We start from the raw sequence: 13,176 nt of genomic DNA on the forward strand, positions 1-13,176 counted from the left end.
TTAACTCCTTTCATAATCCTGATACACTTTACGGAAAACAGCTTTTCGATAGGAAGCATCGATCCCAAAGTAAATTCCCGTCTGCAATACAAGCAGCACAACTGTAAACCAGAAAGCTACCGGAATATTTGAAACAATCGCAAATCGTTCGCTAATAAAAATTCCAATCCAAAGGTAAATCAGAGCAACAAGGAAAGGAACCAACAAAATCAAGGATGTTACCTTGCGCAATGCAGAAGATAACTCTTTCTTGGACAACCCGATTTTTACAATTCCTTTGTACTTTTTGCATTCTGCATCCAACTCCGAATATAGTCTGGAGTATATAAAGCTTGCAACTGCAAGAATAAACGTGAAGCACAGCATACTGCCGATATATAACGTCAGATTGTTCTGCAGCTGGCTGGTGCGATAGTAGCTGTACGCAGTTATCACATTTGCATCTCTGTTTTCAATACTGGTTTTCAATGAGTTTTCAACCGCTTCGGGACTATGACTATTCATTTCCCAGTTATCATAAACAAATGCTGTGATAGTCTTGCTGTCCATCTGTGGCTTCAAAGCATCAAAAACTGAATCATTTACAATGCAAACATTGGTTGTGAAACCGGACAGCATAATGGTTGCTTCTGTATATCCTTCTACAGACAGATCAAAACGATTTTCATCCATAAAGGACTGAATATCTGACGGAATCTTTTTGACGGTTTCTCCTGCATTTCCAGCAACGAGAAAAACGCCGTCTTCTGAAACTGTCACTGTTTCTCTACCGAGAAACTTCATTATGATGTTGTAATCACTTGCAGACATCATCGCAGAACGGGTTGGGTTAGCCTTATTGTACCAAAGGTTAAATACAGCTTTTTGATAACCGGGCAAGTCTTGCAGTTCCTTTTCAATCACAGCCACGTCGCCGGCAACATCTGCATTTTCTGTCCAGGCATTATAACTTATAGCATAGGGCATGATCTTCTCCGTTTCTGTTTTCACATTTGTCGACATGGAAAACAAGAGGATGATGGAAAAGAATGAAATGGCATACAATACAGCGGAAATTGTCATTGTCTGCGCATTTGCTCTCAGTTTTGCTTTTTTATCGCTGCTGTAAAGCAAACGTCCTCTTGCATGACTTTTTTTTGAAAGGGCAAGGGCCATACACATTCCATAGGCAAACATCAAATAAGTTCCAGTGATAATGGTAAAAACCAACACCAAAGCAGTCACACTGTTGTCCTGAATCTGTTTAGCCATCTGTGTCCCGCTTGTAAAAAGCCAAACCATAAAACCAAATAAAACTAAAAATACAATAAGAAGGGGTAACAGTTTCTGTGGCTTTTCACCGGTTACTTCGGTTTTTAATAAACGTACCACCTCTTTCTTGCGAATCAGCCTTGGCGTAAAAAAAGCAATCGCTAAAAAGACAATTCCCAAGACAATAACAGTAGTAATGATTGCCTGAACAGGGAAATAGAAAGTAAAGTCGGATACGCCGATAACTTTATTTGCAATGTCCAAAAAGAATTTTGAAAACACAAATCCCAGCAAAATCCCCGTTACGATAGATGCAAATCCAACAATCATGTTTTCCAGAAACACAAGTTTGTTAACCTGCTTTTTTGATGCGCCCAAAATAGTGATCAAACCGAACTGGCGACTTCGAGCCTTCAGAAAACATCCCACAGAGTATGAAATAAAGCAAACGGAAAATCCAATGGAAATAAGCTCGCCTACTATAAGGATCAACCCCATGGTGCTGTCTCGGTCAATGATACTCATGGCCGGGTGAAACGACAGCACCGTGAACAGGAAAAATACAAATACAGAAAACACGCAGTTCACGAAGTAATAAATATAGTTTCTTCTGTCACGGCTGATATTGTTGCGGGCAAAGTCAAATAAGGTCATGCGGTTCACCTCCCAAAAGACTCATAGCATCCACAATCTCCTGTTGAAAAGTCCTTCGATTTCCATCGGAGACAATTTCCTGGTATAACTGTCCGTCTTTGATAATCAGGACGCGCTTGCAATAGCTCGCCACAAAAGAATCGTGCGTTACCATCAGGATAGTGGCATTTTTCGTTTCGTTGAGCATCCGGAATAATTCCATAACATCTTTCGTAGCCTTGGAATCGAGATTTCCGGTAGGTTCGTCTGCCAGAAGCAAAGACGGATTGGTTGCAACGGCACGGGCAACTGCGGTACGCTGTGCCTGCCCTCCGGATATTTCAAAAGTGCGTTTGGAAAGGAGAGGCTCAATTCCTAAAAGTGCAGCAACCTCCGCGGTGCGCTTTTTAATCTCAGGAACAGGAACACCTTCCAATGTCAACGGCAGCATGATATTTTCGCCCACTGTCAAAGTATGCACCAAATTGAAGTCCTGAAATACAAAGCCCAAGGTATTCCGTCTAAAATGTGCCAGTTGGTCGTCATTCATTTCGTGGGGATCTTCACTATCAATGCAGACACTGCCGCTGGTAGGGTGATCGATGGTAGAAATCACATTTAAAAGAGTGCTTTTACCACTACCGGATGGTCCCATAATGGCGACAAATTCTCCTTTTTCAATACTAAAGTTAATATCATTCAAAGCGGTATATGGAACTTTTCCCTCATATACTTTACCAAGATGTTTTGTTGTTAAAATTGACATCTTTACAACCTCCTTCATTGTTCTGCATTTAGTATAGCTGATATCTCAAAAAATAAAAATCGAGAAAGATTACGGAACATGACAGTTTTGTAATCTTTCTCGAAATGCTATATTTCACTTTTTGCATGAAAATAAATAGTAAATGTACTTCCTTTTCCTAATTCTGACTGCACCATTATGGTATGTCCCAGATAATCCAGGCTTTGTTTTACCATATACAAGCCCAATCCGCTTGATTCTCCGCGCAGGCGTCCATTCTGTCCCGTAAAAAACAAATCAAAAATTCGATTGAAGTCACGAGGATCAATGCCACATCCTTCATCTTGGATACTCAATGAAGTACATTCTTCTGATCTGTCAGCACGGACGGTAATTTTCTTTCCTTCATCACTATATTTGATAGCATTGGTTAAGAGTTGGTACAACACGAAACGAAGCCATTTGGAATCGCTGTACACCACCAAATCATCTGCAATCTCAAGTTTTGGAAAAATTCCTTTTGTAATAAATGAGCTTTTTAACTCGTTGATACAATCTTTACACATACTGTGCAAATTCACTTTTTCGGAATGAAAATCATTTTTTATTGCATCAAGTTTATACATATTCAAAACCTGATCCAAATCATATTGTATTTGCGCCGCTGATTGTGCTATTTTACGAAAATCCGAATCGCCTTTTTTGTTTTCTGAAACCAGACGGATCACGGATAAAGGCATTTTTAATTGATGCACCCAGCGATAAATCATGATCTTACTCTGCTTTTGCTTGTCCTCCATACGAGCTAACCGGTTTAAATATAACCTGTGCTGTTCCTCAACTAACTTCCGATAGTGCTGTTCCTCGCGGCCTTTGGGTTCGCTGATTAGAAAATCCTCCAAGGTCTTGTTTTCATTACAAAGGATTTCATAAAAATCCCATGTGGAATATAGCCGGTAAAGCAAGAAGCACAATAAAATAAACAGAGATAAAAATACATAATACCACCATGTTCCTACGGGATTTCCACTAATTAAAGTCAAATAAACAATCATAATGGAAACCGGCGCTGCTAAAAAAAGAAGAATTACCCATAGGTGATCCAAAACAAAACATTTTAAATGTTTTGCAAGTTTTTTATTTTTCATGACGTGAATCTCCTATGCGATAACCAACGCCTCTGACGGTTTTAACAGCAAGGGTGGAGCCAATGCGCTCTAATCGTTTGCGAATCCGGCTGATTGTCACATTCAAGGTGTTTTCTTCTACAAAACTCTCATCATCCCAAATTTCATTCAGCAGTTCCTCACGGCTTACAATATTCGGATAATTCTGAAACATCACCCGGATCACACCTGCTTCTGTTTTGGATAGTTCCGTCATATGTCCATGACAAGACAATGTTAATTTGCTTTTTGAAAAAATACAATCTTCACATTGTAATTCATCTGCGTTGAAACTTGAATACTCTCCATATGTGCGGCGGAGGACGGCGGAAATTTTTGCTGTGACCACTTCAAAAGAAAATGGCTTTGTAATATAATCATCCCCTCCGTTCATAATGGCATGAACTTGATCGGGGTCTGTATTTCTGGCAGAAAGAAATATAATCGGACAAGGACTGATACTTCTGATCTTATTACACCAATAGAAACCGTTATAGACAGGAAGATTGATGTCCAGCAAAACCAGATGGGGATTTTCCAGCTTGAATTCCTCAATTACATTTTTTGAATCTTTACAGCAATAGACTAAAAAACCGAACCGTTGTAAATGGTCTGAGAGAAGTCCGGCAATATCAAGGTCATCTTCTATAATCATAATTTTATAATCCATATTTATCTCCTTTTCCCGTCTAAAAATTTAACAACGAAATAACCGTACCCGCCAACCAAAGAAGAAATAACACGATAGGCACTGCTTTATATTTGAGAATAATTGCGATATACTCTCTGATAAACGCATTCGGCCAATAATAAAAAGCTGTTTTGCACCCAACACCATCCGCTTTTAATCCAACCTGTTTTGCATATGTCCCAGTTCGAAAAACATGATAATCATTTGTTACAAAAATCACACGGTACTGGGACATCATCTGATCCATAATTTTTTTTGAGAACATCATGTTCTCAAGAGTTGTGGTGGACTGATCTTCCATGATAATGTTATGCTCAGAGATTCCTTTTTCCAGAAGATAATTTTTCATGGCTTCGGCTTCAGATATATTTTCATCACTGCCCTGGCCGCCTGAAACTATAATTTTTGCTTTTCTCCCGGAACTCTCAAATACCTCAATTCCCTTATTCAATCTTCCAGCCAGCAGAGGGGAGACCCTTTCGCCGTTAAGCAGCCCAGCACCATGTACGATAATAAAATCACAGTTTTTGTTTTTCGGCAAAAGGTGGTAGAGCTGTGAGTAAATGAAGAGTGCTGAAAAAGTAAAAATAACATACATCGCGATGAAGGCAATCAATACAACCATTGACATCGTAATAGTCGATAAATTTTTAGCTGAAATCGTTACTGCCACAGCAACGAATGCGCCCCAAATTCCAACTCCAAACGCAATAGATAAACTGTGTACCAAACTGAAACGTTCTCTTTTTATTGCAATCACTCCTGCATAGATAAAGACAAAGGAAATAAACAGTAAAATCAACGGGATGACTGTATACAGAACTATATTAAGTAAAGTATTAACTATTGTCCCATTTGTAGCATAAGCCACTGCAACAAATAGCGATGCTAAGCTCAATGCAAGAAAGATTGAATTTCTGAAAGCACGTTTTTCCCTCAAAAATGAACCTATAAATATAGCCGTAAAGCCCCAAATATAATCCAATATATCATTTTCTATTCCTCCGAATGCCAATTACATTTATATCGCTGATCAAGGGGCTTCTGTGTTTGTTTGGGTATTAGCCAAATACGATTTAAATGCACTACACCTTTGATACGGTTTTCTTTACAAAGTTTCTGCACTCGTCGATCTGACAAGCCCCATAGTTTTGCTGCGTCTTGTACAGTCATATACTCGAACATTGCCGTCCTCCTTAATCCATCTACTTATATTATAGACGGTTAGCCGAATAATATCAAGTTTTTTAGTAAGATACAATACCGGCAGGCAACTTTATTATGCGAGCAATCTTCGCGAGCAGGTTTTGCGCGGTTCGCAAAACATCGGTTCGTTAGAACCGACTGCAAGGAAAAAAGAAAGCATCGAGCTTTCTTTTTGGGCTGCAAGCCTACGTGTTTAGCGATGAGTAACGATAGTTTACTCACGCTAAACACGTATCTCATCAAAAATGAGATTATCTCAATAATAACATCAGTAGAATAAATAAAAATAGGCAGAAAATATCGAAATCTCCTGCCCTTTACTTATTCCACTGACTTCTTTACTATTCCACTTTTTGAGAAAAAATGGATGGTTATATTCGTCCATAAACATAAACTAAGCGGCAGTTTTAAGTTAGCCATCTTTTACGACTGAATCGGTTACTTTACTGGCTCATCTTTCATAGAAAAATGGATTTCTCTATGAACCAACAAGTCAAGTTTTCATGGTTTTCTTTAGTATTCCAACATTACTGAAAATATGGATTATTCTAAAAGTCCATATCGCAAATCAAAGTGAGCTACTCTAATACACCATTATTTCTATCATAATGGACCTCTATTCAAATCCACTTTTTAAGAAAACTTAGACTTCTTTACTATTCCACATTTAGCGATAAAATGGGAAACTCTACTTAACCATCTTTTAGCTAGTAATGGACTAGTTTCACTATCAATTGATTCGTTAAGGTAATGGATTTTTGAAAAGTCATCTTTTACCTTTTTAAGTTATACTATTTCCTTTCTACAGAATTGGCATGTCGAATACTTTTCAGCTTCTTATCTATTCACAGAAAAATATTTCTGTGTTTTTTTGATTTTGAAAATGTGGCATAGTAATATCGTAAAAATTGAATGACTAGAGCTAAACACTATCTGGTGTTTTTTCAACATCAGATAGACAGGAGGAAATAGTGCGATTTCATATTCGTAAGGTTCAATTATTTCAAAAATAATGACTCAGTTATTCAACTAACAAAATATAGAAAGGAGTTTTTAGGCCGTAGGTCCAGATAAAGTAACAAAGATATAGTCACAATCAAATTGAAATATTATTAAATAAATTCTGCATCATAAAGGAGGAAATATTACTGAGTCCATAGTTATAATCCAGTTTTACGAATAGCGAAACCAAAGCAAGAAATCGTTCAAATCGAAAAAATACAAAAAATAAACGTTATAAAGCGTTTCAATTATTCAAGCTCTAGAATCCAAATTGAGCATTGGAGTAGTCTTCTCCAATCAAAAAAACATAAAGAACACCTGCCGCAGCAGGAAGACACTGTTTTCGGAAGTATCGCGTTAATCGAAAACACCTCAACTATTGGTATCAAAAAGAAAGGAGTCAGTTATGACTAAAAATAAAAAGAGACGATCACGTTCAGATCGTAGAAAGATGAAAAAACATGCGATAGAAAAACAAAACAAAGCACTTAAAACACCAGAAGGTCGACTTCAGTTTGTCAATTCTCAAGGAGTATCAAGTTTAAAGAAACGATTCAAAAAAGGAAAAGGCATTAAACGTAAAGAGGCCAAAGAAACAGGAGATGACATTGAGTTAATCCACACTCATCGTACATTCCATGACTATTCAGGTTCATGGCATCGTTTTGCAAAATGGGTTTCAATTAACATTTCGCCAGAACAGTTAATGGCATTAGGTAATGTTGAAAAAGATACGGAAGGTTGGATAGAACTAATCAATCAATACTTACAATATTGTATAGAAATTGGATTAAGTCCATATACACAAGCTACCTACAAAGCAGCATTGGCCAAAGTTCTTGGAGTTTCCTCAACTAATTTCATCGCTACACAACCACGTACACGTGCAAATCGCATGAACAATCGTGTATTACATACAGACTATCGTTTATCCAACAAAAATAACGACTACTGGCATAAAGTAGTTGCCGCAACAGGCTTGCGTAAAAGTGAACTGGTCCACGTCACTGGTAATGCTATGCAACGTGGCCGTGATGGCCGTTGGTATTTAAATTTAGACGGCCGTAAACATCACACAAAAGGACGCAGAGATCGCTGGTCTCCCATCATGGCCACTAGTCAAGAGGAGGAAGAGTGGTTAGTCGCTATTTTCCAACGAGCAGGAGAAAAGAGAGTGTTTCATGTTCCCAAGGATTTAATTCTCGACGATTTTGATGGAAAGAAAGTTCCCACTGCATTAAAGCCACATAAGTATCGTGCTGAGTATGCAGAGCGTGTTTATCGCAGTGTAGCACGCGAAATTTCCAAGATTAGAAATCGTAAAGAAGTTATCCATCTGCGTAAAGAGTTAGTTGGCATCTCACTCGACAGAAAAGCGTGTAAAATTGTGACAAAGGCTCTGGGACACAATAGACCAGAGGAATTTCCTCGTTCCTACGCTTATATTTTATTGAAACGCTAGGCAACATTGCACATTTTTCAAAAATCTAGCCTCAATTCATTACACATGTGGCATAATACTTGTATCTAGAAAATGAAAGGAATTCTATATGTTACCTCAAAATAATTCTCCTCTTCTGTTAAATAGACAACAAGCAGCGGAACTACTTGGAATAGATCCTAAATCATTTGATAAGTACATCAGAAGTCACCCAGACTTTCAATGCTTTATGGTAGGAAAACAAGAGCGCTATTTGAAGTCAAAACTGATTAAATTTATTGAAAGCCACTGCGATTGACGGATAATGATTGATAAAATTAGATTTTTCATATATCCTATATGTGACTAGTCTATTTTATCAATCATTTTTTATAGAAAGGCTGATAAAATGGCAACAATAACAAAACGTGGTAACTCTTACCGTGCAACTGTATCACTTTATAAGAAAGGAGAATATAAACGAGAAACCAAAACCTTTAGCAACAGAAAAGATGCTGAGCTTTGGACATTAGAAATGGAACTTGAAAAAGGTCGTGGCAAGAACATTGCCGAACGATCCACCCTATTTCCTGATTTTTATAGAAATTGGGTCCATACGGTCAAGAAAAATGATGTTCGCGAAGCCACCTTTATAAACTATAAACGAACTCTCGTAGTAGTTGATGACCTTTTTGATGGTATTCAACTTAAACACCTTGACGATCTCGTCATGCAAAAGAAAATCGACCAATATGCTGAAACCCACTCTAAAAAAACAGTAAAAGAACTTGTTCTTAAAATCCGTGGTTCATTGAAATATGCGTATGCTCGTGGTTTGATTAGCAATGACTTTGGTCATCTTTTAAAAGCAAAAGGGCAAGAACAAGCTAAACGAAATATTCCACTATCTATCACAGAATTTAAAAAACTCAGACAATACTGCCTAAGTCATACTGAGGATGAATTTAATGTTCTTGTTGCTCTCGCCCTTGAGACAGGAGCAAGACGTGGAGAACTTTTAGGAATTAAAAAAGAAGATATTTTTGAATATGGTATCAAAATTCTTCGATCAATTAGTCCAACTAATGACGATACCCAGCTTAAAACCAAACATTCTAAGCGTGATATTTCTATCAACGAAGATGTTTATCAAGCTGTGACAAAACTTGCACAAACAAAAGAAGGCTATATCTTTGATTGGAATGGATTCAAGCAAGCTGGTCAACTTCAAAAGCTGTTAAAACAGTTGGGATTAACAAAAACGACATTTCATGGACTTCGTGACACGCATGCCTCATTTCTCTTTTCAAAAGATATTAGCCTAGACTATATTTCTCGTCGTCTAGGTCATAACTCTATCTTAACAACACAACAGTATTATCTAGAATTGATGCCAGAAAAAAAGCACCAGCAAGATGCCGATGCTTTAAGTCTCTTAAACGACTTATCATTATAATTAACACCAACTGGCACCAAAAAAGTGCCATAATCGTTGGTATAATAAGGTTTTGATTAACGTTTTGAGAATTGTGAAGCTTTACGTGCTTTCTTAAGACCCGGCTTCTTACGTTCAACCATACGAGCGTCACGAGTAAGAAGGCCAGCGCGTTTCAATGAATCGCGGAAGTCTGGGTCAACTTGAAGCAATGCACGCGCGATACCGTGACGGATCGCACCTGATTGACCACCGTAACCACCACCGTTCACGTTGACGAAAACGTCGTATGAACCTTGGGTTGAAGTAACTGCGAATGGTTGGTTGATAACCAAACGAAGGTCAGCGTGTGGGATGTACTCTTCTACATCTTTTTTGTTTACTGTGATTTTACCAGTACCTGGGACCAAACGTACGCGTGCAACCGCGTTTTTACGACGACCAGTACCTGTGTATTGTGCTTGTGCCATTTAGATTACGTCCTTTCCCTTAGATAAGACCTGAAATATCAAGTACTTCTGGTTGTTGTGCAGCGTGAGTGTGCTCGCCACCTACAAACACTTTCAGTTTCATGCCTTGTGCACGACCAAGAGTGTTGTGTGGAAGCATACCCTTAACTGATTTTTCAATCAAACGAACAGCGTTCTTAGAACGAAGTTCACCCGCAGTGATAGATTTCAAACCACCTGGGTGCAATGAGTGAGTGTAGTATACTTTATCAGTTGCTTTTTTACCAGTCAATTTCACTTTCTCAGCGTTGATGACGATAACGAAGTCACCAGTGTCAGTGTGAGGGGTGAAAGTTGGCTTGTTTTTACCACGAAGGATGCTTGCGACTACTGCTGAAAGGCGTCCAAGAGGTACATCTGTTGCGTCAACAACATACCATTTACGTTCAACTTGGCCTGGTTTAGCCATGAAGGTTGTTTTGTTCATGATTTCTCCTATACGAATCGTTTTTGTTTACAGGGCGGATGTTCCGGTCCGCAGGTATTTGGAAGGTTCCGGGGCCTTTCAAATGGGGTAAACAATACCGTTTACCATTATATCAAAAGAAAAAGACCAAAGTCAAGCTATTTTGCTCTGATTTTCTTCTTTTTTTGGCAAAGGCAGAGCCGCAAAGTTTGTTTCCATATTTAACGTTTGACGGACTGGCCCATCTTGAAATAGGTGTGCCGTTTTCCACGAACAGCAAGGGAGAGGGCTAGAATATTTTCAGGGTCAGGCATGCGACCATAGCTGCCATCGCCGATATGGTGAACGTCGGAGCCAACCCGTTTGTTACTCAAGCCAAATTCTCGAACGGTCTGACTGTCCGCGCTCTCCTGACTGGTTCCAATAGTGGAAATGACCAAGCCGCCCTTGGCTTTGATTTTAGCAACAATAGGCGCTACTAGCTCCTCTCTGACACCAGGCACCGTTCCAACCGCAGGAATCAAAACCCCGTCTGCGCCTAGGTCGATGAAGCTGAGGAGGGCTCGTTCGTCCACAACTGATTCACCCAGTCCTGCACCGTGCATCTTGCCTGCAAACACCAAGCCATCAAACTCCTGAACAGCCAGCGCAATAGCGGATTGAATAGCCGTCATTGATACCCCCGTAGAGGGATTGCCTGTCAGCATGATAAAGTCAACTCCCAAAGCCTTGGCTCTTGCTAGACTTTCTGGGCTAACCTTGCGCCCTGGTGACAGTTGAACCTGTTCATCCAGAACAGATAATGTGTCATCGACAGGCTCCAGATTGATACCGACAGGTCGGCCTGTCAAATCCTTAATGGCCGCAATCGGATTGGCACAGGGCTCAAAACCGACAATGTTCGGCTCAAAGACGTCCAATTCATTGAGCACCAAAAGATCACAGCCAAAGGCTGCCATCATCTCAGCATTGGTGACGCCGGCAATCAAGGGAGCCGCCGTTACGACGGTTTCCCCCATCAGGGTACGGCCTTCGCTGGCCAAGATGGATTGTTTGAGTTCTTCCTTGCCAAAAGCAGCAATATCGCTCGCATAACATGATAATAGTCGTTTCATTGTTTCTCCTAGAAAGCGTTTTCTTTTTTCCTGTGAAGAAAAAGAGAACTTATCTCTTTTCCTTTCCGATAGATATAAGGGCAATAACTCCTTCGCCGGTATGGGTCGCAATCACTGGGCCGAGTGGAGCCAAGAGGACTTCTTCTACAGCCGGTTGCTCCAAGAGACTGGCCTTGATTTCCTGAGCAGTGGTATCCTCTCCTGTGTAGGCCACCATGACGGTGGTGTGGTCCAGTTTGTCCAAGGTCAGGCTGAGCATTTCCTTAATCCCCTTCTTGCGACCACGAATCTTGGCAACAGGCTCTAATTTTCCTTCTGCATTTAGACTGAGGAGGGGTTTGATGTTGACTAGGCCACCGATAAGGGCAGCGGCTTTAGACAAACGGCCACCCCGCACCAAGTGGTTGAGGTCATCGACCAGAAGATAGGTTCGCAAGCGCGGTGCTAGTTCTTCCACTAAAGCCTTGGTTTCTGCGAGGGTCTTCCCAGCCTTGCGAGCTTTCGCAGCCTGCATGACCAAATATCCTTCTCCGATAGCCGCGGCCTTGGTGTCGATTAGTTCAATCACTGCATCTGGATAAGTATCTTTAATCATATCCCGTGCAATAACACTGCTCTGGTAGGTTCCAGATAGAGCGGCAGAAAATGCTAGATACAAGACCTCCTGCCCCGCCTTAGCCGCCTCTTCAAAGACGGATTCAAACTGTCCGACATTGACCTGACTGGTGGTCGGCAGACCGCCTTTTTGCATTTTTTCAAGAAGAGCCTCGCTGGTCAAAGCATTCTCTCCGACCGTTTCATAGGTAACCCCATCTAGGTTGATTGTCAAACCTAGCACTGTGATTCCTTCTTCCTTGACCCAGGCCACTGGCAAGTCAGCCGTGGAGTCCGTTACAATCTTAAATGTCATGATATTCTCCTATGTTAACTGTTTTTTAAGTACTTGTCACTTTATTATCTCTAGTTCTTCCACTCCATCAACACCTATTCGAAGCTGACAATCACTCTCTCCTTGTTTGCCTACTAGATAGGCTTTCCAGTCTTTGATATAAATGAAATCAAATGTCGTACCCATAACCTTAGGAAACTCATAAGATTTTTCTTTCATTAGATGATTGTATATTAGTACTGCTTCTGCATGTTTGTTTTCAAATCTAACCATGCCATCTCGATCATTTCTATATCGATAAATCGGCAATTTGATTTCTTGTTGATTGAGGACGAAATGACTAACCTCTTCACAAAAAACGCCCATACACTCGAATTTACCGACTGGAAAATTGAGAACATTTTTCCCAATGATTGTCGAAAAATTTAAAATATGAATGAAATCCTCTTTCGTGTTGTCAATCGTTTCAACTTCGAGCAAAAAACGATTTGTGCCCTCCATCTCAATTGCCTCACCACAATAGTCACCACAAACTAACCAATACTGTTCCAGTAAATCCTCTAAAGGATACTGCTCTGCTTGTTCTGCCAATTCACAACAGAAAGAGAAGCAATTCTTCGTTTTTGAGTAATAGATATCAAACAGAATAAAGTCATAGTCATCTGTCTTGTATTTTGTGAGAGGATACACGTCCAAAATCTTCATGCC

Annotated in this window: 14 protein-coding genes; 3 read left to right on the forward strand and 11 right to left on the reverse strand. The window is 39.9% G+C overall.

The genetic code is table 11. The features are described from left to right. From INT76_RS05525 to INT76_RS05550, 6 genes are all read right to left on the reverse strand, one after another. Positions 1-1,905, reverse strand: a complete 1,905-nt coding sequence (locus INT76_RS05525) for an FtsX-like permease family protein (protein ID WP_212572972.1) — start codon at positions 1,903-1,905, stop codon at positions 1-3. Then, positions 1,892-2,644, reverse strand: a complete 753-nt coding sequence (locus INT76_RS05530) for an ABC transporter ATP-binding protein (RefSeq protein WP_346267622.1) — start codon at positions 2,642-2,644, stop codon at positions 1,892-1,894. Before INT76_RS05530 ends, INT76_RS05525 begins: the two co-directional genes overlap by 14 nt. A gap of 113 nt (positions 2,645-2,757) precedes the next feature. Continuing rightward, positions 2,758-3,777, reverse strand: a complete 1,020-nt coding sequence (locus INT76_RS05535) for a sensor histidine kinase (RefSeq protein ID WP_212572974.1) — start codon at positions 3,775-3,777, stop codon at positions 2,758-2,760. Next, positions 3,767-4,465, reverse strand: coding sequence for a response regulator transcription factor (locus INT76_RS05540; protein ID WP_212572975.1), 699 nt, complete (start codon positions 4,463-4,465; stop codon positions 3,767-3,769). Before INT76_RS05540 ends, INT76_RS05535 begins: the two co-directional genes overlap by 11 nt. Before the next feature lie 19 nt (positions 4,466-4,484). Then, a complete protein-coding gene (locus INT76_RS05545) occupies positions 4,485-5,471 on the reverse strand; it encodes a YdcF family protein (protein WP_212572976.1) in 987 nt (328 codons plus the stop codon). Between the two features lie 11 nt (positions 5,472-5,482). Then, entirely contained in the window at positions 5,483-5,671 is a 189-nt protein-coding gene (locus INT76_RS05550; RefSeq protein WP_024416724.1) for a helix-turn-helix domain-containing protein, read from the reverse strand. A gap of 1,429 nt (positions 5,672-7,100) precedes the next feature. Between INT76_RS05550 and INT76_RS05555 the strand changes: the two genes are divergently transcribed. The 3 genes from INT76_RS05555 to INT76_RS05560 all read left to right on the forward strand — a co-directional run bounded on the left by INT76_RS05555 (position 7,101) and on the right by INT76_RS05560 (position 9,570). Further along, positions 7,101-8,156, forward strand: coding sequence for a hypothetical protein (locus INT76_RS05555; protein WP_228378351.1), 1,056 nt, complete (start codon positions 7,101-7,103; stop codon positions 8,154-8,156). A gap of 88 nt (positions 8,157-8,244) precedes the next feature. Further along, complete coding sequence (locus tag INT76_RS11040) at positions 8,245-8,433, forward strand: helix-turn-helix domain-containing protein (protein ID WP_024417107.1); 189 nt, start codon at positions 8,245-8,247, stop codon at positions 8,431-8,433. A gap of 90 nt (positions 8,434-8,523) precedes the next feature. After that, positions 8,524-9,570, forward strand: coding sequence for a tyrosine-type recombinase/integrase (locus INT76_RS05560; RefSeq protein ID WP_044763287.1), 1,047 nt, complete (start codon positions 8,524-8,526; stop codon positions 9,568-9,570). Between the two features lie 56 nt (positions 9,571-9,626). Here INT76_RS05560 and rpsI read toward each other — a convergent pair whose 3' ends face one another. The 5 genes from rpsI to INT76_RS05585 all read right to left on the reverse strand — a co-directional run bounded on the left by rpsI (position 9,627) and on the right by INT76_RS05585 (position 13,173). Further along, the gene (rpsI, locus tag INT76_RS05565) at positions 9,627-10,019 is read right to left on the reverse strand and encodes a 30S ribosomal protein S9 (protein WP_002942223.1); all 393 of its coding nucleotides are present in this window, start codon (positions 10,017-10,019) and stop codon (positions 9,627-9,629) included. A gap of 19 nt (positions 10,020-10,038) precedes the next feature. Beyond that, positions 10,039-10,485: a 50S ribosomal protein L13 gene (rplM, locus tag INT76_RS05570; RefSeq protein WP_024414440.1), complete on the reverse strand. Its 447-nt coding sequence runs from the start codon at positions 10,483-10,485 to the stop codon at positions 10,039-10,041. A gap of 200 nt (positions 10,486-10,685) precedes the next feature. Beyond that, complete coding sequence (locus tag INT76_RS05575; protein ID WP_212569552.1) at positions 10,686-11,579, reverse strand: DUF7916 family protein; 894 nt, start codon at positions 11,577-11,579, stop codon at positions 10,686-10,688. Between the two features lie 49 nt (positions 11,580-11,628). Beyond that, positions 11,629-12,489, reverse strand: coding sequence for a DegV family protein (locus tag INT76_RS05580; protein ID WP_212569553.1), 861 nt, complete (start codon positions 12,487-12,489; stop codon positions 11,629-11,631). 36 nt (positions 12,490-12,525) lie between these two features. Next, positions 12,526-13,173, reverse strand: coding sequence for a hypothetical protein (locus INT76_RS05585; RefSeq protein WP_212569554.1), 648 nt, complete (start codon positions 13,171-13,173; stop codon positions 12,526-12,528). Positions 13,174-13,176 lie beyond the last annotated feature (3 nt).

The organism is Streptococcus oriscaviae (genome assembly GCF_018137985.1).
GTDB lineage: Bacteria > Bacillota > Bacilli > Lactobacillales > Streptococcaceae > Streptococcus > Streptococcus oriscaviae.

Bases quoted from the DNA above. Each gene is read 5' to 3' on its own strand.
- INT76_RS05525 (WP_212572972.1), bottom strand. From the start codon at position 1,905: ATGACCTTATTTGACTTTGCCCGCAACAATATCAGCCGTGACAGAAGA.
- INT76_RS05535 (WP_212572974.1), bottom strand. From the start codon at position 3,777: ATGAAAAATAAAAAACTTGCAAAACATTTAAAATGTTTTGTTTTGGAT.
- INT76_RS05540 (WP_212572975.1), bottom strand. From the start codon at position 4,465: ATGGATTATAAAATTATGATTATAGAAGATGACCTTGATATTGCCGGA.
- INT76_RS05550 (WP_024416724.1), bottom strand. From the start codon at position 5,671: ATGTTCGAGTATATGACTGTACAAGACGCAGCAAAACTATGGGGCTTG.
- INT76_RS05555 (WP_228378351.1), top strand. From the start codon at position 7,101: ATGACTAAAAATAAAAAGAGACGATCACGTTCAGATCGTAGAAAGATG.
- INT76_RS11040 (WP_024417107.1), top strand. From the start codon at position 8,245: ATGTTACCTCAAAATAATTCTCCTCTTCTGTTAAATAGACAACAAGCA.
- INT76_RS05560 (WP_044763287.1), top strand. From the start codon at position 8,524: ATGGCAACAATAACAAAACGTGGTAACTCTTACCGTGCAACTGTATCA.
- rpsI (WP_002942223.1), bottom strand. From the start codon at position 10,019: ATGGCACAAGCACAATACACAGGTACTGGTCGTCGTAAAAACGCGGTT.
- rplM (WP_024414440.1), bottom strand. From the start codon at position 10,485: ATGAACAAAACAACCTTCATGGCTAAACCAGGCCAAGTTGAACGTAAA.
- INT76_RS05575 (WP_212569552.1), bottom strand. From the start codon at position 11,579: ATGAAACGACTATTATCATGTTATGCGAGCGATATTGCTGCTTTTGGC.
- INT76_RS05580 (WP_212569553.1), bottom strand. From the start codon at position 12,489: ATGACATTTAAGATTGTAACGGACTCCACGGCTGACTTGCCAGTGGCC.
- INT76_RS05585 (WP_212569554.1), bottom strand. From the start codon at position 13,173: ATGAAGATTTTGGACGTGTATCCTCTCACAAAATACAAGACAGATGAC.